The organism is Mammaliicoccus lentus (assembly GCF_947036595.1).
In the GTDB taxonomy this organism is placed as follows: Bacteria; Bacillota; Bacilli; order Staphylococcales; family Staphylococcaceae; genus Mammaliicoccus; species Mammaliicoccus lentus.
The window spans coordinates 352,778-375,885 of record NZ_OX344834.1 but is presented as its reverse complement, the minus strand read 5'-3'; the positions used below and the strand labels follow the sequence as shown (position 1 = coordinate 375,885).

The window sequence follows — 23,108 nt, the reverse complement described above, 5'->3', positions numbered from 1 at the left end:
TTATAATCATCCTTTTGCCCTCACTTTAAATTTAAAGTAAGTAAACATTCTTAAAATATATTCTAAAGGTCCGTATCTCAAATTTTTTTGATACCAAGTTGCAAGTAACATTTGGCAGATATACACAATAATAAAAATTATTATAGTAAAAATTAAGATATCCTTACCAAATAACCCTAAACCATAACTATAAAAAATTAATGTTCCAATTACACTCTGTAATATATACATTGTCAAAGACATTTTTCCTAAATTTTTAAAACCTTGAAGTACAATATTTTCAGATTTTTTCTGATATAAATATTTAAATAAACACATCATACCAAACGCTAATGTCATACTAAATATACCGTGTAAACTTTCTGAGATATTCTCATTATCTATCCATAAATATGAACTTTTACCTAAAATAGATATAGGTATTAAATATATAAATAGTTTAGATGACCAGAAAAGCCGAGCATCTTTTTCAAACCATTTCGCTTTCGACAAATAAATTCCGAATACAAAAAATATTGCTTCCATTATAAATGCAAATAAAAATATTAATCCTACCGCATCACCGAGCTCATCTTTCATATATGCTAACGATGGATCTTTAATTGTCGAATCACTATTATGTATTTCTGTATACGTACCGTTACTAAACACATGTTGAACTTTTTCTACATAAGTCTCTTTCTCTTTATCACTAATATTTACCTCTTCATCATCTAATAGTCCTAAAACATTCATTGAAAATAATAGCACTAAACCAATAATTGCTATCCACTTAAAAAATCTTTTCCCTAATGATATAAATGGAATAATAATTAGCATTGATAATGAATAACCAAATAAGATATCGCCTTCCCAAATATATATTGAATGCACTAAACCAATAATCAATAAAAATATAGCTCGTCTAAATAATTTTAGTCTTGGCCTTTTTAATTCTTTTAATTTCATTGATTGATATAGTTTATCTAGTGAAAAACCAAACAATATTGCAAATATCGGCATAAAACTGTTTTCAAATATTGTTTTTATAAAATCATATACACCTTGATTTACTGAATTTAAGTGATAAAATTCTATAAATGTTTGTCCAGTTAAACCAAACTGGAATATTAATAAGTTTGCTATAAATATTCCAAATAAACTAAAACCTCTTAAGGCATCTGCCACTTCTATTCTCTTCATTTCTTTCACCTCAGTTATCATCCTAACAACTAAAGCTAAATTCTATCTTATCCTTTCCTTAAAAGTAACTTAATTTTACAATAATAGGTAGATGTATCTAGCAGAGACCTTTAAAATTAAAGATATCGAGGTGTATAGAAATGGCTGCAAAGATATTAATAGTGGAAGATGATATTGATATTCAATCTTTAATCAGAATTACGCTCTCCAACAAGCAATTAGGAGACCTTTATACAGCAAATGATATAAATGAAGCAACTAACTTACTTAAAAGTCATGTATTTGATGTCATGTTATTGGATTTAAACTTAAAGTCTGAAAACGGCTATGAACTTCTAAAATACATAAAAAATCAAAACACTAAATTATTAATTGTTACTGCCAAAGATTCTGAGATAGATACATATAGAGGATTTGAACTTGGTGCAGTTGATTACATTAAAAAACCGTTTGATCCAATTGAACTTGCTTATCGCGTTGGCGTGCATATAGACAAATCAAACGTTCATACAAATAATAGACTTGAAGTAAATTTAGACACGGCAGATGTTTCTTTTAAAAATAAGATTATTAACTTAACAACTAGAGAATACGATTTATTAATATATTTTATAAAAAATCAAAACCGAATTTTAACGAAGGATCAAATTTATGATAATGTATGGGGCTATTCAATAAGCGTAGATGATAATACTTTGATGGTTCATATTAGAACGTTACGCAAGAAAATAGAAGAAAATCCTAATAAACCTGAGCTAATACAAACAGTTAGAGGCAAAGGATATATCTATAGGAGCAATAATAATGAATAAACGCTTTACTTTAAAATTTATAAAATATATCTCAATATTCTTTATAGTCACAATGATACTAACGTGTATAGGTTTATATGTATTTTTTTCAAAAGCGATTAATTTAATGTATACAGACTTAGAAAACATTGATGAAACTTATATAGATTCTGCTATTTCAAAAAGTAAAAACACCTATGAGCTGAATAAAGATTTAACTCAAAAATTAAAAGAAAATAATGCTAAGCTGTATATTATCGATGATAAGGCAAATGTTTCTTATCCTAAAAATCATGAGAATTTAAAAAAGAAACTTATCGGAAATATAAATAATACTATGACTGTCCCTTATAGGAAACATTTACATGTCGCAATTGTATTCCCATCTAACTCAAATTTAACGATTAAAAACCAAGGCGACATTAATACAAAAAAACTAATCAATAGTAACTTTATAGAAGGATATAACCGTTATAATATAAAAATTGAAAATAATAATTTAAAGTTTATCGAAAAACCATTTCATAAAAAAGTTAGTTATGTTTCAGAATTCGGGGAAGCAGATAAAAAATTATTTATAAGCTCCCTACTCGTTACCTTATTATTATTCGCAATAAACTTAATATTTGTTATACTACTTGCTTTAATAATTTCTAAACGAATATCAAATCCATTATTTTTCTACACAGAATGGATTGAAAATCTTTCAAAAGGAAAATTATTTAAACCAAGTTCTAAACATCACAACAAGAAAAATAAAAAGTTATTTAAAGAATTAAATGATTCTGTTGAAACTCTGTCTGACCAATTAATGCAAAACAAAATTTATCATAACCAAATCAATTACTACAAAGAAAAATGGCTTAGTCAAATTTCTCATGATTTAAAATCACCATTAACAACTATATATGGATACTCAAGACTCCTTTCAAACGAATCAAATGAATCTACAAAGTATGCCATATTAATATCAGAAAAAGCAGCATATATGACAGAGTTAATTAACAGTTTAAATCAAAACTTCAAATATGAAACTGAACAAATGGGTATTAATAAAGAAGCTTTTGATGTTATTGAAACTACGAATCAACTCATCAATTCTTTCCAATATGATAAATTAACAATCATTAATAATCTTGAAAACCCGACGTTCTACGGGAACAAATTATACTTTGAAAGGATGATCATGAATTTAATCGATAACAGCATCGATCATAACAAAATTAATCCAAATATCGAGATTACAATTTCATATAAAAATGAAGTTCTCATCATTGATTATAGGGACGACGGAGTGGGAATAAGTAAGGCAATAGAAGAAAAAGCATTGCATTCAACACATACTAAGAAAGACAACGAAAAAGAACATGGTATAGGTTTTACCATTATAATGGACTCAATACACTTTCATAATGGAACATTCCAATCATTACCAACAGAAAAAGGTGTTCATTTCAGAATAAAACTGTACGAATAGGAGAACACACTATGTTAAGCAAAATCAAATATCTTATCTCATTAACACTTTTCATTATGTTTTGTGGCTGGGTAATATCAGATTCTATAGATTGGTTAGCTCTCATTTTTATAATATTCTTTATGACGATTTTCCTTTTTGTATTCCAAATACGGGATGAATCGTTTAGAACATTTAAAGTAAAAGATGCGTTAATTTATATACTTCCATTTATAATAGTATCTACAGTTATACACTTTTTAGTACCTATAGGCGCAACGAGGAATATCTTACTTGTTTCATTAGCGGTTATATTAGTAATAATACAACTGGTAATAAAAAAGCGTAAAAAGAATGCAACTTCAAAACCGACTAAATAAAAAGACCCCTCCAATCCTCTAGATTTAATCTCGGATTGGAAGGGTCTTTTTGTTTTATATTATGACGTACTTGTTTGTACTTCAATTTCTTCTTCGTGATAATTAAAGTATTTATTTGATATATACTGCTGAATAATTAAGACGATTGCACTAGCGCTCCAATATAATGGTAATGCTGCTGGCATATTCAAGCTCACAATAAATATCATAATTGGACTTATATACATAATATATTTCATTTGGTTATTAGATTCATCTGGTAAATAACGTGTTGATAAATATGCTTGTAATAAATATAATCCACCTGCAATCAGAGCCATGTATATATCTGGTGTGCCTAGATTAAACCAAGCAAAGTTATGACTTGCTAATGCATCATTATTATATATTGCAAAGTATAATGCCATTAATATTGGCATTTGTATCAACATCGGTAAACATCCCATATTTAAAGGATTTACATCATTATCTTTATATAAAGCCATCATTTCTTGACTGTATTGTGCTTTTTCAGTTTCATCTTTAGCTGATTTCATTTTCTTATTAATTTCGTCTATTTGTGGTTTAAGTTGTTTCATTTTAAATTGCATTTTCTTCTGCCCTTTAAAAGAACGTAACATGAAAGGCATTACAATCAATCGTACACATAGCGTTACAATGATGATACCTATTCCGTAACTATTACCGAAAAATGATGCAAAGAATTTAATAAGATGAACAAATGGTTCAACAAATGTTGAATGGAACATGCCACCTTCTTGTGGTGCACACCCTCCTAGTATTAATGATATTGCTAAAAATGCGATTACTGTGTATAGTTTTTTCAAAAAATTTTCCTCCAATATATTAAATAAAATATGATTTAATATATTGGCAACGCGTCTTCTTCATCGACTGTTTTCGACAGGCATTTTATTCTCCATCTTAATATAGGTACCATCCATACAAAGATATACTGATCTTGTACTTCAGTAGATGGTTGTACATGCCATGTCTCGTTCAATTTGATACTTGCTTGCATTTCTAAGTATACAAATAGAAGCGTTAATAATATTGGAATGAAGTAATGTATACTAAACGTTAAATAATTAAATAATATATCTTCTCCTAGTAACCCTATGAGCCATTCCATTATTATCTCACTCCTTTCAAGTATCGATTCTTTTTTAATTCTACTTGTTTTTACCTAATTCTTCAAATGTTTCCTACTTTAATTTTCCAAAAATTTATTGTAATGGTTTTAAAATTTGGTATAATTGAGAAGAATTATCATTTACAAAAAATAGGAGGACTATGATGAAAAAATTATCCATTTTTATGCTTGTTTTAGTTATGCTTTTAGCAGCTTGTGGGAATAGTAGCACTAAAGAAAATAGTAAAGAATCAGACGTCAGTAAATCTGATACCAAATCATTTACGAACGATTCTGGAGAAAAAGTTGAAGTTCCAAAAGACCCTAAACGTATCGTTGTATTACATCCAACATACGTGGGCGCATTAGTAAAATTTGGACATAAGCCAGTAGCTGTACCAGAATTTGTTAAGCAGAATAAAGTATTAAATGATGTTACAAAAGATGCTAAGAAGATTGATAACACAAACGTTGAACAAATTGCCAAAGCAAAACCGGATTTAATTATCGCAACATCTCAAGACAAAAATTTAAATAAACTTAAAAAAATAGCACCTACTGTTACTTTCGATAACATGAAATCTACATATGAAGACAATACAAAACTGCTAGCTGAATTAGTTGGAGAACAAGACAAAGCAGATAAATGGCTTAAAGAATGGAAAGCACAACTATCTAAAGATAAAAAAGAACTGGAACCATTAATAAAAGGAAAAACAGCCACTATTTTACAGCAAACACCTAAAGGGCTCATTGCATTTAACGATAAGATGGGCAGAGGTGGAGAAATTATATTTGATGGTTGGGGATTAAAATTACCTGATGAATTAAAATCAGCAACTAAAAAGACAAGCACACTCACTATCACTCCAGAACAATTTGATCAATATTTAGGAGACTATGTTATTATAGCTGCCAATGGCGACCAAAAAGCGCAATTTGAAGAAACAAATGTATGGAAAAATACAGATGCTATGAAGAACAATCATGTGGTGAAATTTGACGTTACAGAAACACAATATAATGACCCAATCTCATTAGAGAAACAAAGAGAAATATTCTACAAAGCATTTAAAGAAATGAAATAACTTTATAAAAAGACCTTTCCATCATATTTAGATAATGGAAAGGTCTTTTTGTAACTTTCGATTTATTTTTAGACTTCCTTCTGTCTGAAGCAAGACAACCCTCACACTCACCTTCTCTACATACTCATTTCTCTTTTTTAAGTAAGAATAAAAAGTATGGTGCACCAATTATTGAAGTAATAACCCCAGCTGGGATTTCTACAGGTGGTGCAATACCTTTACCAATAGCATCCGCTAAAAGTAAAAATATAGCCCCTATAATAGATGATACTGGTAAAAGTCTTATAGCTTTTCTTCCTACTAATAACCTTGCAATATGAGGAGATATTAAGCCGATAAAACCAATTGTACCTGTAACAGATACGACGGAACCAATACATATTGCTGACATGAATAAATAAGCACTTCTAATAATACTTACCTTTTCTCCTAAACTTATGGCCGCTTCATCACCTAAACTTAAAATATCCAATTTATTTGCGAATATAAATATCAATGGTAATATACATACACTCGGTATAAAATTCCACAAGTCATCAAAATCTCTACTCCATACACTACCCGACAGCCAAAGCAATGTAGTATTGATATTATCTGGATAGCGTATCATAAAGTACTGAATACCAGCTTGGCATATAGCACTTAAAGCTACACCAATTAAAGCTATCGTATAAGTTGTCGCTTGAAAAATCCTCCCCAAGAACATAATGATTATAATCATTATAACCGCACCTAGAAATGAAGAAATACCAAGATAATAGAATGGCAACGCTGGTAATAGTAATGACTGCGCAACGGCAAATAATCCTGCCCCTTTAGTAACACCTATAATATCAGGTGAAGCCAATGGATTTCTAAGTAATGTTTGTACAATAGCACCTGCTAATCCTAATAGTAAACCTGAAATTAAAGAAATGACCATTCTTGGTATTCTATATGTATATAATACAAATGCATAATCATCAGTTGTTCCAGCAACCGTGTTTAATGTATCTTTAAATGAAATAAATTGTGATCCGACTTGTACATGTAGCAAGATACTTATAATCAGAACAACTATCACAATGATAAGCTTCCATTTATACTTCATTATTTAAGACCACTCCTTCCATTTTTACAAAGATATAAGAAGAATGGTCCCCCGATTAGTGCTGTTACAATTCCAACTGGAGATTCATATGGGTAAGCAATGATATGTGATAACGTATCTGCATATACGAGAATAGCTGCGCCTGTTAATGCGGTGAAGTATAAGTTCTTCTCATACCCTCCACCTATTAATCTTCTTGAAATATGAGGTGCAATTAGACCTATAAATGCAATTGGTCCTGCTACAGCTACAGACGAACCAGCTAATATAATCACAATAAAACTAAAAATTAAATATTTTAGTTTCTTATGAAGACCTAAACTCGTTACAAACATATCCCCTAATGATAAAACGGTTAAGTCTTTAGCTAAAAATAAAGCAACAGATACACCTATTACAAACCAGGGTAATAAGATTTGTACACCATCCCAATCCTTACCATTTAATGAACCCGTTAACCAATACAAAACATCAGTAGAATTCTCATTAAGTATTATCAACACTTCAGTTATGGAAGATAATAATAAATGGATTGTCATACCTGCTAATGCTAATCGTACATGATTATTCTCGTGTCCATAAATAAACGTATATACTATCAACCCACCTACAATTGCACCTAAAAAAGCAATATAAGGATTAATTGTATCTGAATGGCCTGGTAAATATACAATTGAAGCAACAAGTAACAATGCTGCTCCTGCATTAATTCCAAATGTTTGAGGCGATGCCAAAGCATTTTTAGTCAAAGCTTGCATAATAGCACCACCTACAGCTAAACTTATTCCTACCATTATAGCAACGAATAATCTTGGCAAACGAATCGTATTAATAATCAGCGCATCTTTAGAGTGATCATCTGCTACAATGGCATTAAATATCGTCTTTAAACTCATAAACGTTGAACCTATGCTCAAATTCAATATCATACCTATCACTAATATGATAATCATGACCATTGTTATAATAGACTTTCTCTGCATCATTTCACCAACTAAATATTGAAATGATGGAACAATGAATGCATAAAACTACACACTCATTGTTCCATTCAATTATTTATTATTTTTCTCTACATCTTTCATGATGTATTCATTTGCTTTGAAACCTCTAAATCTAGTCCAATAATCTCTATCCACTTCTTGAATTTGACCCTTTTTATAAGCACTTAACTCTTTCCAAAGTTCTTTGTTTTTCCATTCATCAGTAATCGGTTTATCTTTATCAGAAGTAATAATTAATTTATCCGGATTTACTTTAGATAATGTTTCTAAGTTTACTTCTTCATACGCTTTATTAGATTCAATCGCATTTTTCATGCCCATTTTCTCTAATAGTTGGCCTACATAAGAATGCGAGGTATGTGCTTGGAATGCATCTTCACGCGCAACAGCAATCATAACTTTTTCATCTTTATTAGAAGCTTTTTCATTTTTTGATTTAGCTTCTTTTAATTTATCTTCTAAATCATCCAACATCTTTTTGCCTTCATCTTCTTTGCCCATTGCAGTTGCTACTTTTTCAAATGAAGCATTTACATCGTCAAAGCTCGCTTCTCTACTCTTTAATATCATCGTTGGTGCGATTTTCTTAAGATCTTCATAAATGCCTTTATGTCTTTGAACATCTGCAATAATTAAATCTGGTTTTAATGAACTAATCGATTCTAAGTTAGGTTGTTTACGTGTACCTACAGAAGTATATTTCACTTCTTCTCCATATAACTTCTTAATAATTTCTTTTTTATTGTCATCAGCGATACCAACAGGTGTCGAACCTAAATTTTTAACAGCATCAGCAAATGAATATTCTAATACAACTATATTTTTAGGTTTATCTTTAAGTTGAACCGTACCCAATTCATCTTTAATTTCTATTGATTTTTCTTGTTTAGGTTCCTCACCTTTCGCCTCTTTATCTTTATCATTTGATTTATTACTATCACTACAAGCTGTTAAAAATAACGTACTACCAACAAGTAACATAACTAATAACCTCTTAAAATCATTCATATTTTTCCTCCTTTTATAATTGATAACCGTTATCAATTATAAAATATATGGAAATAAATGTCTATATGTTTTGATATAAAATTCTGAAAATACTATCGTTTCAATTAAATATCAATATTTTTATTCAACAACATTACAAGAAGTTTATTTTTTCTATATAAAAATAAATAAAAAATACGCCTGCGTATGTATTACAAGCGTATTTTTATACAATTTATCTCTTATGAATTTGTTTCATTATTAGTATTTTTAATTAAATATTTCTTTTCAATATAACTGTGAACGAATCCAATGATAGTGTAAATAATAATATAAAAAATACTCAAATTACTATTAGACTTCCAAAATAGAATAAAATATGATAATGCGATACACATTATTATGATAGCTAGTCCCATTTTAAATAACATAAATTTTTTAATATTTTTAGCTACCTTTTTAGCTCTTAACCATTCGAAGAATAAATACGAAATTGTAGCGATAAAAATAATAATATAAGTACCTTTATCTAAACCAAATATTTTTATTACGCCTAGACTTATAAATATTACTATAAATATTGTAACTACCCTCATTAAATCTATATTATTTAGCATTCTATTCATTAACATACTCAAAACCTTGTATTTTATATATTTTTTTATTGAACATTATAAATATAACTAGTGCTACAATCCCATATATGAGAACACCAATAAAACTTTCCCAATAATTACTATAGTATACAATCACACCTAGTAATAAGAATATTATTGATTGAAATATTCTATATTTTACGGAAACCAATGGTTTACGTTGATATCTAGCCATCCTATAATCAGAAGCGATAAAAAATAATGGATATAAACATGTAAATAGCGTAATAACAATTGAATAAGCAAATTGTATATCAAACTTCGAACTTAAAATAAAATAAGTTAATAGAATGATAAATCCTAATACATGTCTACAGTCATCTATAAAAATTGCTAACTTCATTTTGTTCATTGGTAATTCATTCACCTTTCAAATGCTTTTGTTTTAATATCAATGCTTTTAAGAAACTTTTCTATTTTCTGTTGTTGTTTACCACTAACTTTATTGCTATCTGGTATTACATCTTTCACTTCTTTAATTGGTATTTCACCGTCATTAGCCTTTTTTTCCATTTGTTGAATACTATTATCAAGTTTACTTAAAGTATCATTATAAGCTGTAAAGTACTCACTTATTCTATATGTATCTTTTTTGTATTCGCTTGGTAATTCATTATTCTTTAAATAATTAGAGAAGTTTTGATCATTCTCGTCTAACAATTTACGAGCTTGTTCTAATTGCTTAGTTTCTTCATTTGTTAAATTTTGTTCATCCCATACTTTTTCTTCAATTTTTGAAGTCACATTATATACTGATTCATTTGTATTAAGATATTTTTGAATACTTTTCTTCACATCATCTTTAGTTAATGATTGATTGTTTTCATCTGATTGAAATACATCTTTAGGCAATTTTGCTTTTTCTTCTTGTTTTGATTTTACAATTTTACCTGAATCACTTTTCTCTGATGAATCCGTCTCTTTGTTGCTATCATTTGAGCATCCTATAAGCGTTAGAGTAATCATGATGCTAAATAATGCTATTATGTATTTATTCATTTTATATACCTCTTCAATATATTATTATATAATTAAAAACTTTATATATTTCTTTAATTACTTAAATTATAACATAATGTGAAAAATATCAAACCATGATTAAAAATTTTATAATATAAAAAACTAAAAATTCTTAAAATTCAGTACATTTTTACTTTCTATAATGATATACTAATTAAAGCTTTCTATAAGAGTTCATTTTGTATAGAAAGTTTTTGTTTAACATTATTTGTAAGCGCTTAATTAAAGAGGGGGATCATTCATGGAAGAAGCAAATACAATGTTAACAATTGTGGGGCTTATTATTATAATATCCATTGTCACAATGTTAATTTTTAAAAAGGTCAGTCCAGTAGTCGGTATGACAATAATACCTATTATTGGCGCATTAGTTCTTGGACATGGTTTCGGAGATATACGAAAATATGTAGATTCTGGTTTTGATCAAGTATTTAATGTAGCAGTAATGTTTATTTTCGCGATTATATACTTTGGAATTATTTCAGATAGCGGCTTATTTAGACCGTTAGTTAAAGGCATGATTAAATTAACACGTGGAAATATTATTATCGTAGCAATTGTCACAACCATTATTGGTACTTTTGCACAACTTGATGGTGCTGGTGCCACTACTTTCTTATTAGCGATTCCTGCTTTATTACCTTTATATAGAACACTTAAAATGAGTCCTTATTTATTAGTGTTACTACTTGCGCTAAGTGCCGCTATTATTAACATGGTGCCTTGGGGCGGACCAATGGCTCGTACTGCTTCAGTTCTAAAAGTAGATAATATTAATCAGCTTTGGTACAACATCATACCTATACAATTAATAGGCATCGTCTTAGCAATTCTATTTGCTATTTATTTAGGCTTAAGAGAAAAGAAACGTATTGCAAGAGAATTTCCTGATGAAGAAACAATTAAAGTAGACATGAATGAAATTATTGAAAATTATCAAAAAGATCAAGAAGAAAATGCTTCAATTAAAGGTGAAGCTAAAAAACATACTTATATTCTTTGGCTCAATCTTATACTTACAATTATTATAGTTGCAATGATGTTATTAGACATCGTTCCACCAGAATTAGCATTTATGATTGGTGTCGGTATTGCATTACCATTAAACTTCAGAGATGTTGACGAACAAATGGATCGCTTACGTGCACACGCACCTAATGCTTTAATGATGGCCGCGGTTATTTTAGCTGCTGGTGTATTTTTAGGTATTTTAAATGAAACAGGCATGTTAGAATCAATCGCGTTATCATTGATTGATATAATACCTACAGCAGTTGGACCTTATCTACATATTATAATTGGTATGCTAGGTGTTCCATTAGATTTATTAACTAGTACAGATGCATATTACTTTGCTGTGTTACCAATTGTAGAATCAACTGCAAGTCAATTTGGTGTACCTTCACTTTCAACAGCCTATTCATTAATGATAGGAAACATAATCGGTACATTCGTTAGTCCATTTTCACCTGCTCTTTGGTTAGCAGTCGGGCTAGCTGAAATTAATATGGGTAAATATATTAAATACGCATTCTTCTGGATTTGGGGATTTTCAATCGTTATGCTATTTATCGCAATTTTACTAGGTATTGTAACAATTTAAATATAAAACTCGTATTTAATAAATAATAACCACCTTGGGATATAAGTCCCTAAATCAAAATAATGCTCCTAACCCTTTAGTTAAATCTACTAAGGATTAGGAGCATTTATTTTGATATGTGATTTGTTTTATATTATGGATTTACTACGTTGTTAATTACATAATACAAGAGGCTGAGCAATTATTTTAGCCCAGCCTCTTTATTTGGATTCTTCAATATTATTTATCAGAGTCTGCTTTGTCTTCAACTTTTCTTAAAGTTTTTTCTGCGAATGACTTACCACCGATACCGAATGAAATAGCAAATGCTACTGCAACAGCACCTAAGATAAGTAAGAATGCTACGTTAACAATACTTTGAGCAAAGTTTAATTGATCTAGTGTCATAAATACTGAAACAACAATTACTAAATACTTAACAATCTCTGCTACAAGACCATTGCCTGTAGATTTTTTGATAAGTTTAGATAATAAGTTACCACCAACAAAACCGATTACTAAGATAATAGCTGCTGAGATAACTAATGGTAAGTAACCAATAATTGCTTCACCAATTGTATTTAACACTTGTAAGTTTACAGTGTGTAAAGCTTCAACAACAAAGAATAAACCAATTATTGTTGTAAGAATCCAGCCTGTAGCTGAAGGAATATCTATACTTTCTTTGTTTTCACCAAAATTAACATAATGGTTATAACGACTAACATTTAAATTAGTTAATAAGTTTTTAACTAATGTACCTAATACTTTAGCAATAAATAAACCAACTATTAGTATTATTACTGCTACTATAACTCTAGGTAAGAAGTTTAAAATACTATCCATCATATTTTTAATAGGTGTTGATACTGATGTCATATTTAATGCATCAAACACTGATGGCAAGAATAATAGGAAAATAATGAAGTAAGCTAGTTTACCGAATGTTTGAATTAAACCTTCTGATTCAGATTTACCACTACCTGCTTCAGTTAATCCTTTTTTCTCTAACCATTTTTCAAATCCAATAGCTCTTAAGCCTTTTACAATAATCGTTTTAACAATTACTGCAATAATCCAAGCTACGATTAATAAAATAATCGCACTAATTAAATTTGGAATAAATCCAATAATGCTATCTAATGCATTCATAAATGAATCTGTAATTTTACTCATATATATATCCTCCTTTTTTAGTATGTTACCCTAGTATTATATTAATAATCATATTTTTATTAATAATTCTAAAAAAACTTTAAAAAAATTTAATCTCGTTGTTTATTCTTAAATTCCAAAGAATTAATATTCTAATATATTAAAGTGTATGTAATCGATATATAAAATAAAAAACCATATTGCGATATTCATTTATCGCAATATGGTTTTTATAAATCTTTTATCATACGGGTTTCACGTAAAACAACACCATGTTCACTTAATTCTACTTTTCCATCTTTTTTAAATCCACACTTCTCATAAAAATTCACTGCTTGTAAATTATCTTCAATTACCCACAGACTTAATTGATCATATTCCTGTTTCATTTTCTTCTCAGCTTCTATCATTAATTGAGTACCTACACCTTGATTTTGATATGCTTCAAGTAAATAAATGACGAGTATTTCTCCACAATTTTCACTAGTATCATCATCTTTATCTTTAGCATACATTAAAAAACCTACTATTTTATTATCTATTTCAGCAACAATACAAGGTGCATTAAATTTATAATGATTTTCTATGTAAGACTCCAATGTAATTTCATCTAAATAACTCTCAGGAATAATTCCCTTATACGTTGAAAGCCATGACTCATAATGCACTTTAGCTAATTCTTCAATATCAGATTCTTTCTTCTCTCGTAATAACATAATAATATCCCCCTTTTTGTTATCTTGATAATTCTAATTTAAATTTATATTTTTTAGGATGATACAATACCTCAGAATATTCAAATATTTCATCATTACTTAATATAGAATATGCTCTTAATTCTAATAAAGGAGTATTAGATTTTATATTAAAAATTTCCATTGTATCTTCACTTGGTAACCTAGGTATAAACTCTTCTACCCTTTTTTTTATAACATATCCCTTTTCTTTTAAATAACCATATTTTGATTTAGTCATCGCTTCAACAGAAAGATCAGGAAATAGTTCAAACGGTATATAAGCATTTTCTATAATTAAAACTTCACCGTTCAATTTTCTAATCCTTTTTATGTTATATACTTTTTCTTCTTTGTTGAGATTAAGTATTTCTTGTATTTCTTCATTTGGTTTTATAAGTCTAAATTCTATCACTTTGTTTTTAATAGAATCATGATAAGGTTGCATTTCTTCAGTAAATCCTTGTAACTTAAATAAATTATGTTCAAATTTTGGGAAAGCTACATAAGTTCCGCTCCCTTTAATACTGTATAATATTTCTTTTTCTATTAGTCTTGAAATAGCTTTTCTAATAGTTACCCTACTTACTTGATATTTTTCTGATAAAGCCTTTTCAGTAGGTATAACATCTCCATGCTCTAGCCCTTGATTTTTAATATAATCTTGAATATTTTTCATGATTTTTTGATATAAAGGCATTTTCTTATCGCTCATAAAAACCCCTCACCTTCATAGTTTATTTTAACACTTCAAACTCAAAAAGCATACATATTTAAAATATGTATTATATTTGTATTGATTTTTACAATACATATTATATAATGTTACTTGAAAGGGGTTACAAAATAATGAAAAAGAGTAAATTAACAATAGTTGGTGGCGGAAGTACATATACGCTAGGTATATTAATGAGTTTAATTGAAGAATCGAATCATTTACCACTAAGTCATATTACGCTATACGATACAGATACTTCGCGACAAGAAAAGATAGGACGTGCTGCTTCTATATTATTGAAAGAACATTACCCTTCATTAGAAAATTTTAAATACACTTCTAATAAAAAAGAAGCCTTTAAAGATACTGATATTATATTCGTCCAAATTCGTACTGGCGGTCTAACTATGAGAGAAAAAGATGAACAAATACCTATTAAACACGGATTAGTAGGACAAGAAACATGCGGCGCTGGAGGCATGGCTTATGGGTTACGATCAATACCTGATATGATTCAACTTGTCGATGATATTCGTTCATTAAATTCAGATGCTTGGATTTTGAACTATACAAATCCTGCTGCAATTGTTGGCCTAGCATTAGATAAAATCTTCCCTGACGATAAACGATTATTAAATATATGTGATATGCCTATAGCAATTATGAAAAGCTATTCAGACATATTGGAAGAAGATATATGGAATTTAGAAGCTGATTATTTTGGTTTAAACCATTTTGGATGGTTTACGAGTATACGAAATAAGCAGGGTTATGATTATACATCTCAGCTCAAACAACTTATTCTGGATAATGATTTTAAACCTACAGATAAATTAATTGCCAATGACCCTTCCTGGCAAGCTACTTTTAAACAAGCTAAACAAATGATACAAGACTTTAATGAATATCTACCTAACACGTATTTACAATATTATCTTTATCCTAATGAATTATCTAAAAAGGAACCTATGGACAATACTCGAGCTAGACAAGTTATAAATGGACGAGAAAAAGAGGTTTTCACTGACTGCGACGTTATCATTAATCAAAATAGTACTCAGAATATTGATATTTCTGGTGATATACATGGTATATACATGATTCGTATTGCCGCTTCGCTTGTTCATCACTTAAAAGAACGCTTTATTATAATGACAAGGAATGAAGGAATTATTTCTAATCTACCTTATGACGCCCTTGTAGAAGTTCCCGCTTTACTTGGTAACGAAGGTGTAGAGCCTTTTAAAATAGGTGAAATATCTACATTTTATAAAGGATTACTAGAAAATCAATACGCGTATGAAAAATTAATAATCGAAGCTTACTTTGATAATGATTATGAAAAGTTATTGCAAGCCCTTATTTTAAATAGAACTGTCATAGACACGAATAAAGCGAAAGAAGTCTTAAAAGATTTATTTGAAGCGAATACAGACCATTGGCCCGTTTTAAATAAAAGGGAGGAAACATTATGAAGCTTATCATAAATGCAGATGATTTCGGTTATTCAAATGGGGTAAATTACGGAATTATCGATGCTTTTAAAAATGGCATACTTACTTCAACGACTTGCTTAACAAATATGCCAGGTTTTAACCATGCAATCCAACTTGCGAAAGAAAACCCGAATCTAGGCATTGGCATTCACCTAACTTTAACTTGTGGGAAACCATTAACACATAATTTATATACTTTAGTAGATAGTGATGGAAATTTTAGAGATTTATCTCATTACGAACAAAAATTTTATATAGACACAAATGAACTATACAACGAATGGAAAGAACAAATCGAAAAATTTTTAGAGACTGGAATTACACCTACTCATATGGATACTCATCATCATGTAAATAATTTAGACATAATAGAACCAGTATTTTTAAAATTAGCATCTGAATATCAACTGCCTATTCGAAATAATTTAGGAGATAAAAAGAATTATCCTAATTATAAAATGGTTGATTACTTTGAGTATCACCCTGAAACAATTTTAAACCCTATCGAAATCATCAGAGAGAAATATCAATTATATAAAACTGTAGAAATAATGTGCCATCCAGCATATATAGATAAATTTTTAAGAGATCATTCATCTTTTGTCATGCCAAGAATTGAAGAATTAGATTTATTAACAAGCGAACATGCAAAATCTACTTTTAATAAAGCGAATGGGATAACATTAATCAATTATTCACAATTGTAATGTCAAAGGGGGACATTTGTTATGATGAGATTCTTACAAAAGCTTGGTAAATCAATGCTGATTCCAATAGTAGCTTTACCTGCAGCTGGTATACTTTTTAGAATTAGTTCAGAAGATTTACTGGACTGGAAACTATTTCAAGCATCCGGAGCAATATTTAATAATATTGATATCCTTATAGCAATAGGTATAGCGATGGGGTTATCAAAAACTAAAGATAGAGGAATCCCTGCACTAGCTGGTTTTATTGCAATATCTATACTAAAAGAAGGACTTAATTTACTTGATTCTGATTTAAACATGAGTGTATTTGGAGGACTCATTTCAGGGCTTCTTGCAGCTTGGGTCTACAATAAATTTAAAGATGTAGAACTACCAAAAGTCTTTTCATTTTTCTCTGGAGAGAATTTTCCCATAACTGTAATTATAGTACTTATGTTACCCGTAACAGGTATATGTTTTTTAATTTGGCCTTATGCTCAGTCTTCAATTGATTGGCTAGCTCAATCACTAGTAACTTTAGGAGGACTAGGAGTATTTATAAATGGATTTTTAAATAGATTTTTACTTCCATTTGGATTACACCATGTGTTAAATACTTATATTTATTTTGGTCTGGGAGACTTTAAAACATCAGGAGGAGAAGTTGTTCATGGAGAAGTTACAAGATTTTTAAACGGAGATCCTACAGCAGGTTATTTCCTAAGTGGATATTTTGTCTCAATAATGTTCGGTGTACCTGCCATTGCCCTTGCCATATCCAAAGCAGCGAAATACAATAAACAAAATACAAAAGCTTTAATGGGTTCTGGTAGTTTTACAGCTATAGTCGCAGGTATAACAGAACCTATTGAATTTACATTTCTATTTACCTCGCCATTTTTATACTTTATACATTCTGTATATACTGGATTAGCAGGAATGACCTTATACTACTTGCACATTAGGGAAGGATTCTCTTGGGGTGGCAGCATCATTGACTATGTATTGAACCTAAGTTTATCAGATAAAGGCTGGATGATAATTCCAGTAGGCATAGGATTTTTCATACTTTATTTTATTACTTTTTACTTCTATATTATTAAGCGAAAAGTTTCAATAATCGGCCAAATTGAAGACAATAATTTTGATGAAGAAAAGTCCGAAGAAGAAAAAGATTTATCTTTATCGCATAACCAATATCAATATATGTCCAAGAAAATATTAGAAAATATAGGTACTAAAGAAAATGTGATAGAATATGAAAACTGTATCACTAGATTAAGATTAGAACTTAAAGATACCTCACTGATAAACAAAGAAAAAATAATGCAAACTGGCGCTCACGGTGTTGTAATCATTGATAAACATAATGCTCAAATAATTATCGGACCAGAAGTAACTAAACTTGTTAAGGAATTTAATAAAGAAATGGATAACACCTAATTAACATTATTTTATAAAAAAACGCCAAAATCATTTAGATTTTGGCGTTTTTATTACATGTCCATGTCCATATCCATTTCATGTATTTTCATCATAAGACCATGTGGAATATCGTCATGATCTACTATATCTTTTTTATAATAAGTTTTACCGTCATCATTAGAAATAAGTTTTACAAAGTCACCTTTTTTAGGTTTAAAGTCTTCTGTATTCTTAATTTTAACATTTTCTGTTACTTTATTATCTTTTTCACTTACTACTTTTTCAGCTGTAGTGCTATTTTCCATGTAACCATAATAAGTAGATTTTTGTGTTGAAGACATCAACAATACGGCTACAGCGATTGCTACGAGAGCTAAACCAGAAATAAGTGCAATTGCGTATTTTTTATTCATTGAGAAACCTCCCTATCCTCTATAATAAAGCGTTAGTCTAATTTATGAAATGACATAGCCTTAAACTTCTTAAATTCGACATAATTGCAGAAACTAATTTATACATAATATTTTTTCATAAAACTTAAATACTTGCGATAACTTTTATTATTCATCATACTGTACATGTAGAAAATCATAAGGAGTGGAAAAAATGAGCCAAGAACAATTTGATAAAATTAAAAACGGTAAAGGTTTTATAGCAGCACTAGATCAAAGTGGTGGTAGTACTCCAAAAGCATTGAAAGACTACGGTATTGATGAAGATCAATATAATAGTGAAGATGAAATGTTTACACTTGTTCACGAAATGAGAACACGTATCATAACATCTCCAGCATTTAACGCTGATAAAATTTTAGGTGCTATATTATTCGAGCAAACGATGGATCGTGAAGTAGAAGGTAAATATACATCTAATTATTTAGCTGATAAAGGTATTGTACCATTCTTAAAAGTAGACAAAGGTCTAGCTGATGAAGAAAATGGTGTTCAGTTAATGAAACCAATAGAAGGTTTAGACGAACTATTAAAACGTGCTAAAGATCGCAATGTTTTCGGTACTAAAATGCGTTCAAATATTTTAGAAGCTAATAAAGAAGCTATTACTAAAGTAGTACAACAGCAATTTGAAATTGGAAAACAAATTATCGAAGCAGGTTTAGTTCCAATTATTGAACCAGAAGTTAATATCAACGCTAAAGATAAAGAAGAAATTGAAGATATTTTAACTGAGGAAATTGCTAAAGAATTAGATAAATTAAACGATGATCAATTCGTAATGTTGAAATTAACAATTCCAACAAAACCTAATCAATATAAATCATTAATAGAACATCCAAATGTAATTCGTGTTGTTGCCTTATCTGGCGGTTATTCAAGAGATAAAGCAAACGAATTATTAAAAGAAAATGAAGGCTTAATCGCTAGTTTCTCACGCGCATTAGTTACAGACTTATTCGCAGGACAATCAAAAGAAGAATTCGATAAAGGCCTAGCAGACGCTGTAGAATCAATCTACGACGCTTCAGTTAATAAAAATTAATAAATATAAAACTCATATTTAATTTAGTATCAATCATTTTGAATTCCATAAAAATGATTGATACTATTTTTTTAATTTTATATGTTAACCGGTTGACATATTGGTTATTTAAATATACACTTCTTTATAGGAAAGCCCTTTCAAGGTTCAGGAGGTATTATTTAATTGCAAATGTTTCAAACTTTTAAGAACAAGTCTTACTTGCAGTCTTCATTTACTTTATTAATATTTTTCGCGTCATGGTCCATTTGGTGGTCATTCTTTCAAATTTGGCTTACCTCAGAAAAAAATGGTCTAGGTTTATCTGGTAGTGAAGTTGGTACGATATATTCAGCCAACTCATTCGTAACTTTAATTCTAATGTTCGCATATGGTATTCTTCAGGATAAATTAGTATTGAAGAGAAGTTTACTTATTTTCTGTGCTACGATGTCAACGTTAGTAGGTCCATTTTTCATATGGATTTATGCACCACTCATTCAAAATCACTTTACGATTGGAATAATAGTTGGTTCACTATTTCTATCTGCTGGCTTCCTTTCAGCCGCTGGTATTTACGAAGCTGTTTCTGAACGTTTTAGTCGTTATTTTGATTTTAAATATGGTCAAGCGAGAGCATGGGGTTCGTTTGGTTACGCTATATCAGCTTTAGTTGCAGGATTTTTATTTGTTAAAAACCCAGAGTACAATTTCTGGATAGGTTCAATTTTAGGTTTATTTTTATTATTAAATTTAATATTTTGGAAACCTAAACAAGAAGATAAAGCTAAAGATGAAATTCGCGATGAGGATGTTGATAGTTCTATTCCGAGTTTCAAAGAGATGCTCGATTTACTTAAGTTACCCCACTTATGGGTAATCGTTATTTTTATTATGTTCTCATGGTCGTTCTATACAATTTATGACCAACAAATGTTCCCGGATTTTTACACACAATTATTCAGTTCACCTGAAACCGGCCAACAAATGTATGGTACGTTAAATTCTATTCAAGTATTTTTCGAAGCTTTAATGATGGGTGTTGTGCCTATCATCATGTATAAATTAGGTGTTAGAAATACTTTATTGCTTGGTGTCTGTGTAATGGTTGCTAGAATCGGACTCAGTGGTGTATTAACTACGCCATTTACGATTTCAATTATTAAAATGATGCATGCTATTGAAGTACCATTATTTATGCTTCCAATGTTTAGATATATTACGCTACATTTTAATCCTAAGTTGTCAGCCACTTTATATATGATTGGGTTCCAAATAGCTGCCCAAATTGGACAAGTTATATTATCAACACCTTTAGGAACGCTAAGAGATAACATAGGATACAGCAACACATTTTTAGTGATTTCAGGAATTGCTTTAATATCAGGAATTTTTGCGATATTCGCATTTAAAAAGGATGACGAAGATGTTTATGGTGATCCATTTATTCGTCAAAATCAAATAAAAAGGAAAGAGGTATAATTGACATGACAAATGAACAAATACAATTAACAGATGATAGATATAGGTTAGGCTACCACGTGATGGCCAAATCTGGTTGGATTAATGATCCTAATGGATTTTGTTATTTTAATGGCTATTATCATATTTTTTATCAACATTATCCATATAGTGCAGAATGGGGTCCAATGCATTGGGGACACGCAAGAAGTAAGGATTTAGTACACTGGGAAGACTTACCGATAGCACTTGCTCCGGGTTCTCCAGAAGATAAAGATGGTTGCTTCTCAGGAAGTGCTATTGTTAAAGATGATACTTTATACTTATTCTATACAGGTCATCACTATTATGGCGATGGTGACCCAGATAACTTCTGGCAAAACCAAAACATGGCTTACAGTAAAGATGGTATAAACTTTACTAAATACGAAAATAATCCAGTAATTGCTTCTGAGCCAGAAGATAATACTCATCACTTTAGAGACCCTAAAGTTTGGAAAGAAAATGATAAATATTATATGGTACTAGGAAGCCAAGAAAAAGATGGTCTAGGTAGAATTATTCTTTATAAATCTGACGATTTATTAAATTGGGAATACATTGGTGCACCAAGTAAATCTAAAGGATTAAAAACAGAAGGCTTTATGTGGGAGTGCCCTGATGTATTTAGATTAGATGGCAAAGATATTTTATTATGTTCACCTCAAGGTATAGACAAAGAAGAGAAAAAATATTTAAACTTATTCCAAAATGGTTATTTTGCTGGTCAATTCAATGACGACAACACAGAGTTTAACAGAGGTAATTTCCAAGAATTAGATTTTGGACATGATTTCTATGCAGCTCAAACAACTCAAGCGCCTGATGGTCGTAGAATCCTCATTGCTTGGATGGCGATGTGGGAAAGCGACATGCCTGAAAAAGAAGATGGCTGGGCTGGAGCATTAACTTTACCAAGACAACTACACATTAAAAACGAAAAAATATATATGAAACCTGTTGAAGAATTGAAATCACTAAGAAATGAAAAACTAAATTCAGACAGCACAGAATTAAAAGATGACCTTTTATTAATAGACGATTCTTCTCATGTAGAAATTAATTTAGAACACAAATTCACATCAGAACAAAATGCTGAAACATCATTTTATTTAACTGATAAAAATGGCAATAGCATTTTAAACTTGAAATATAATTCTAACACTAATGAATTTGAGTTATATCGCAAAGATACAGATGATACAAGATATGCCAACATTCTTAGCGATGACAAAGTTAACTTGCGCATATTTATCGATACAAGTTCTATAGAGATATTCATTAATGACGGAGAAGCTGTGTTCACAGAAAGATATTATTTAGAAGAAAATCCACAAGTTTGGATAAATGCTTCAGAATCAGTTTCAACGAACTACGAAATTTATGAACTAAATAATCAAGCAATCAAATTCTAATATACGTATTTACAAAACCATCAAAGTTTTCACTTTTAGTGTCTACTTTGATGGTTTTTTCGTTTATATAACACACCATGTTTATAATCCAGTATGATTTTCATTTAGTATTTAACGATACAAATACTAAAT

24 protein-coding genes are annotated in these 23,108 nt (G+C 29.7%); 11 read left to right on the top strand and 13 right to left on the bottom strand.

From position 1 onward, the window contains the following. Nucleotides 1-6: 6 nt before the first annotated feature. Entirely contained in the window at nt 7-1,182 is a 1,176-nt protein-coding gene (locus tag ACNMOQ_RS01680) for a DUF418 domain-containing protein (protein WP_282862016.1), read from the bottom strand. A 140-nt stretch (nt 1,183-1,322) separates the two neighbouring features. Here ACNMOQ_RS01680 and ACNMOQ_RS01675 point away from each other — a divergent pair, with 140 nt between their 5' ends. The 3 genes from ACNMOQ_RS01675 to ACNMOQ_RS01665 are packed head-to-tail and all read left to right on the top strand — an operon-like array spanning nt 1,323 to nt 3,809. Further along, the gene (locus tag ACNMOQ_RS01675) at nt 1,323-1,994 is read left to right on the top strand and encodes a response regulator transcription factor (RefSeq protein ID WP_103269128.1); all 672 of its coding nucleotides are present in this window, start codon (nt 1,323-1,325) and stop codon (nt 1,992-1,994) included. Next, complete coding sequence (locus tag ACNMOQ_RS01670) at nt 1,987-3,450, top strand: sensor histidine kinase (protein WP_416350177.1); 1,464 nt, start codon at nt 1,987-1,989, stop codon at nt 3,448-3,450. Before ACNMOQ_RS01675 ends, ACNMOQ_RS01670 begins: the two co-directional genes overlap by 8 nt. 11 nt (nt 3,451-3,461) lie before the next feature. Continuing rightward, on the top strand, nt 3,462-3,809 hold the full coding sequence (locus ACNMOQ_RS01665; RefSeq protein ID WP_416350176.1) for a hypothetical protein: 348 nt from the start codon (nt 3,462-3,464) through the stop codon (nt 3,807-3,809). Nucleotides 3,810-3,868: 59 nt separating this feature from the next. On the opposite strand, the gene yidC is transcribed toward ACNMOQ_RS01665, so the two are convergent. Together yidC and ACNMOQ_RS01655 are read right to left on the bottom strand one after the other, a co-directional pair. Next, nucleotides 3,869-4,636: a membrane protein insertase YidC gene (gene yidC / locus ACNMOQ_RS01660; protein ID WP_070045193.1), complete on the bottom strand. Its 768-nt coding sequence runs from the start codon at nt 4,634-4,636 to the stop codon at nt 3,869-3,871. A gap of 35 nt (nt 4,637-4,671) precedes the next feature. Next, nucleotides 4,672-4,941, bottom strand: a complete 270-nt coding sequence (locus ACNMOQ_RS01655; RefSeq protein ID WP_016999860.1) for a hypothetical protein — start codon at nt 4,939-4,941, stop codon at nt 4,672-4,674. Between the two features lie 164 nt (nt 4,942-5,105). Here ACNMOQ_RS01655 and ACNMOQ_RS01650 point away from each other — a divergent pair, with 164 nt between their 5' ends. Beyond that, nucleotides 5,106-6,029, top strand: a complete 924-nt coding sequence (locus ACNMOQ_RS01650; RefSeq protein WP_325890360.1) for an ABC transporter substrate-binding protein — start codon at nt 5,106-5,108, stop codon at nt 6,027-6,029. Nucleotides 6,030-6,153: 124 nt separating this feature from the next. On the opposite strand, the gene ACNMOQ_RS01645 is transcribed toward ACNMOQ_RS01650, so the two are convergent. From ACNMOQ_RS01645 to ACNMOQ_RS01620, 6 genes are all read right to left on the bottom strand, one after another. Beyond that, entirely contained in the window at nt 6,154-7,119 is a 966-nt protein-coding gene (locus tag ACNMOQ_RS01645; RefSeq protein WP_369917073.1) for a FecCD family ABC transporter permease, read from the bottom strand. Then, nucleotides 7,119-8,102 carry a FecCD family ABC transporter permease gene (locus ACNMOQ_RS01640; protein WP_416350394.1) on the bottom strand — a complete coding sequence of 328 codons (984 nt, stop codon included), beginning with the start codon at nt 8,100-8,102 and terminating at the stop codon, nt 7,119-7,121. The genes ACNMOQ_RS01645 and ACNMOQ_RS01640 overlap by 1 nt, the downstream gene beginning before the upstream one ends. 72 nt (nt 8,103-8,174) lie before the next feature. Beyond that, entirely contained in the window at nt 8,175-9,131 is a 957-nt protein-coding gene (locus ACNMOQ_RS01635; RefSeq protein ID WP_416350175.1) for an ABC transporter substrate-binding protein, read from the bottom strand. Nucleotides 9,132-9,352: 221 nt separating this feature from the next. Next, the gene (locus ACNMOQ_RS01630; protein WP_064205043.1) at nt 9,353-9,736 is read right to left on the bottom strand and encodes a hypothetical protein; all 384 of its coding nucleotides are present in this window, start codon (nt 9,734-9,736) and stop codon (nt 9,353-9,355) included. After that, on the bottom strand, nt 9,729-10,118 hold the full coding sequence (locus ACNMOQ_RS01625; protein ID WP_218708141.1) for a hypothetical protein: 390 nt from the start codon (nt 10,116-10,118) through the stop codon (nt 9,729-9,731). Before ACNMOQ_RS01625 ends, ACNMOQ_RS01630 begins: the two co-directional genes overlap by 8 nt. Nucleotides 10,119-10,129: 11 nt before the next feature. Continuing rightward, on the bottom strand, nt 10,130-10,765 hold the full coding sequence (locus tag ACNMOQ_RS01620) for an NDxxF motif lipoprotein (protein WP_416350174.1): 636 nt from the start codon (nt 10,763-10,765) through the stop codon (nt 10,130-10,132). Nucleotides 10,766-11,027: 262 nt separating this feature from the next. On the opposite strand from ACNMOQ_RS01620, the gene ACNMOQ_RS01615 reads away from it, so the two are divergent. Further along, nucleotides 11,028-12,389: a CitMHS family transporter gene (locus ACNMOQ_RS01615; RefSeq protein WP_070045196.1), complete on the top strand. Its 1,362-nt coding sequence runs from the start codon at nt 11,028-11,030 to the stop codon at nt 12,387-12,389. Between the two features lie 219 nt (nt 12,390-12,608). Here the strand turns inward: ACNMOQ_RS01615 and ACNMOQ_RS01610 are convergent, their stop codons facing one another. The 3 genes from ACNMOQ_RS01610 to ACNMOQ_RS01600 all read right to left on the bottom strand — a co-directional run bounded on the left by ACNMOQ_RS01610 (nt 12,609) and on the right by ACNMOQ_RS01600 (nt 14,972). Then, nucleotides 12,609-13,544, bottom strand: a complete 936-nt coding sequence (locus ACNMOQ_RS01610) for a mechanosensitive ion channel (RefSeq protein ID WP_016999842.1) — start codon at nt 13,542-13,544, stop codon at nt 12,609-12,611. Nucleotides 13,545-13,753: 209 nt separating this feature from the next. Then, nucleotides 13,754-14,239 (bottom strand): GNAT family N-acetyltransferase, encoded by a 486-nt coding sequence (locus ACNMOQ_RS01605; protein ID WP_064205047.1) that lies wholly within the window; start codon nt 14,237-14,239, stop codon nt 13,754-13,756. 19 nt (nt 14,240-14,258) lie between these two features. Then, nucleotides 14,259-14,972, bottom strand: a complete 714-nt coding sequence (locus ACNMOQ_RS01600) for a GntR family transcriptional regulator (protein WP_416350173.1) — start codon at nt 14,970-14,972, stop codon at nt 14,259-14,261. A gap of 134 nt (nt 14,973-15,106) precedes the next feature. Between ACNMOQ_RS01600 and ACNMOQ_RS01595 the strand changes: the two genes are divergently transcribed. From ACNMOQ_RS01595 to ACNMOQ_RS01585, 3 genes are read left to right on the top strand one after another with little or no spacing between them, the layout of a single operon-like run. After that, the gene (locus tag ACNMOQ_RS01595) at nt 15,107-16,450 is read left to right on the top strand and encodes a family 4 glycosyl hydrolase (protein WP_416350172.1); all 1,344 of its coding nucleotides are present in this window, start codon (nt 15,107-15,109) and stop codon (nt 16,448-16,450) included. Next, nucleotides 16,447-17,178, top strand: a complete 732-nt coding sequence (chbG, locus tag ACNMOQ_RS01590; protein WP_016999838.1) for a chitin disaccharide deacetylase — start codon at nt 16,447-16,449, stop codon at nt 17,176-17,178. Before ACNMOQ_RS01595 ends, chbG begins: the two co-directional genes overlap by 4 nt. A 21-nt stretch (nt 17,179-17,199) precedes the next feature. Continuing rightward, nucleotides 17,200-18,603, top strand: coding sequence for a PTS transporter subunit EIIC (locus ACNMOQ_RS01585; protein WP_016999837.1), 1,404 nt, complete (start codon nt 17,200-17,202; stop codon nt 18,601-18,603). Between the two features lie 53 nt (nt 18,604-18,656). On the opposite strand, the gene ACNMOQ_RS01580 is transcribed toward ACNMOQ_RS01585, so the two are convergent. Then, complete coding sequence (locus ACNMOQ_RS01580) at nt 18,657-18,998, bottom strand: DUF4889 domain-containing protein (protein ID WP_070045197.1); 342 nt, start codon at nt 18,996-18,998, stop codon at nt 18,657-18,659. A 193-nt stretch (nt 18,999-19,191) separates the two neighbouring features. Between ACNMOQ_RS01580 and ACNMOQ_RS01575 the strand changes: the two genes are divergently transcribed. The 3 genes from ACNMOQ_RS01575 to ACNMOQ_RS01565 all read left to right on the top strand — a co-directional run bounded on the left by ACNMOQ_RS01575 (nt 19,192) and on the right by ACNMOQ_RS01565 (nt 22,976). Further along, nucleotides 19,192-20,082 (top strand): fructose bisphosphate aldolase, encoded by an 891-nt coding sequence (locus tag ACNMOQ_RS01575; RefSeq protein ID WP_064205050.1) that lies wholly within the window; start codon nt 19,192-19,194, stop codon nt 20,080-20,082. A 171-nt stretch (nt 20,083-20,253) separates the two neighbouring features. After that, nucleotides 20,254-21,543 carry an MFS transporter gene (locus ACNMOQ_RS01570; RefSeq protein WP_064205070.1) on the top strand — a complete coding sequence of 430 codons (1,290 nt, stop codon included), beginning with the start codon at nt 20,254-20,256 and terminating at the stop codon, nt 21,541-21,543. A gap of 5 nt (nt 21,544-21,548) precedes the next feature. Then, a complete protein-coding gene (locus ACNMOQ_RS01565; RefSeq protein ID WP_016999833.1) occupies nt 21,549-22,976 on the top strand; it encodes a glycoside hydrolase family 32 protein in 1,428 nt (475 codons plus the stop codon). Nucleotides 22,977-23,108 lie beyond the last annotated feature (132 nt).

Coding starts and splice junctions, on each gene's coding strand:
- ACNMOQ_RS01640 (WP_416350394.1), bottom strand. CDS start 8,102: ATGCAGAGAAAGTCTATTATAACAATGGTCATGATTATCATATTAGTG.
- ACNMOQ_RS01655 (WP_016999860.1), bottom strand. CDS start 4,941: ATGGAATGGCTCATAGGGTTACTAGGAGAAGATATATTATTTAATTAT.
- ACNMOQ_RS01675 (WP_103269128.1), top strand. CDS start 1,323: ATGGCTGCAAAGATATTAATAGTGGAAGATGATATTGATATTCAATCT.
- ACNMOQ_RS01670 (WP_416350177.1), top strand. CDS start 1,987: ATGAATAAACGCTTTACTTTAAAATTTATAAAATATATCTCAATATTC.
- ACNMOQ_RS01565 (WP_016999833.1), top strand. CDS start 21,549: ATGACAAATGAACAAATACAATTAACAGATGATAGATATAGGTTAGGC.
- ACNMOQ_RS01595 (WP_416350172.1), top strand. CDS start 15,107: ATGAAAAAGAGTAAATTAACAATAGTTGGTGGCGGAAGTACATATACG.
- ACNMOQ_RS01615 (WP_070045196.1), top strand. CDS start 11,028: ATGGAAGAAGCAAATACAATGTTAACAATTGTGGGGCTTATTATTATA.
- ACNMOQ_RS01665 (WP_416350176.1), top strand. CDS start 3,462: ATGTTAAGCAAAATCAAATATCTTATCTCATTAACACTTTTCATTATG.
- ACNMOQ_RS01585 (WP_016999837.1), top strand. CDS start 17,200: ATGATGAGATTCTTACAAAAGCTTGGTAAATCAATGCTGATTCCAATA.
- ACNMOQ_RS01610 (WP_016999842.1), bottom strand. CDS start 13,544: ATGAGTAAAATTACAGATTCATTTATGAATGCATTAGATAGCATTATT.
- ACNMOQ_RS01600 (WP_416350173.1), bottom strand. CDS start 14,972: ATGAGCGATAAGAAAATGCCTTTATATCAAAAAATCATGAAAAATATT.
- ACNMOQ_RS01650 (WP_325890360.1), top strand. CDS start 5,106: ATGAAAAAATTATCCATTTTTATGCTTGTTTTAGTTATGCTTTTAGCA.
- ACNMOQ_RS01630 (WP_064205043.1), bottom strand. CDS start 9,736: ATGAATAGAATGCTAAATAATATAGATTTAATGAGGGTAGTTACAATA.
- ACNMOQ_RS01625 (WP_218708141.1), bottom strand. CDS start 10,118: ATGAACAAAATGAAGTTAGCAATTTTTATAGATGACTGTAGACATGTA.
- ACNMOQ_RS01570 (WP_064205070.1), top strand. CDS start 20,254: ATGTTTCAAACTTTTAAGAACAAGTCTTACTTGCAGTCTTCATTTACT.
- ACNMOQ_RS01645 (WP_369917073.1), bottom strand. CDS start 7,119: ATGAAGTATAAATGGAAGCTTATCATTGTGATAGTTGTTCTGATTATA.
- chbG (WP_016999838.1), top strand. CDS start 16,447: ATGAAGCTTATCATAAATGCAGATGATTTCGGTTATTCAAATGGGGTA.
- ACNMOQ_RS01575 (WP_064205050.1), top strand. CDS start 19,192: ATGAGCCAAGAACAATTTGATAAAATTAAAAACGGTAAAGGTTTTATA.
- ACNMOQ_RS01605 (WP_064205047.1), bottom strand. CDS start 14,239: ATGTTATTACGAGAGAAGAAAGAATCTGATATTGAAGAATTAGCTAAA.
- ACNMOQ_RS01580 (WP_070045197.1), bottom strand. CDS start 18,998: ATGAATAAAAAATACGCAATTGCACTTATTTCTGGTTTAGCTCTCGTA.
- ACNMOQ_RS01635 (WP_416350175.1), bottom strand. CDS start 9,131: ATGAATGATTTTAAGAGGTTATTAGTTATGTTACTTGTTGGTAGTACG.
- ACNMOQ_RS01620 (WP_416350174.1), bottom strand. CDS start 10,765: ATGAATAAATACATAATAGCATTATTTAGCATCATGATTACTCTAACG.
- ACNMOQ_RS01680 (WP_282862016.1), bottom strand. CDS start 1,182: ATGAAGAGAATAGAAGTGGCAGATGCCTTAAGAGGTTTTAGTTTATTT.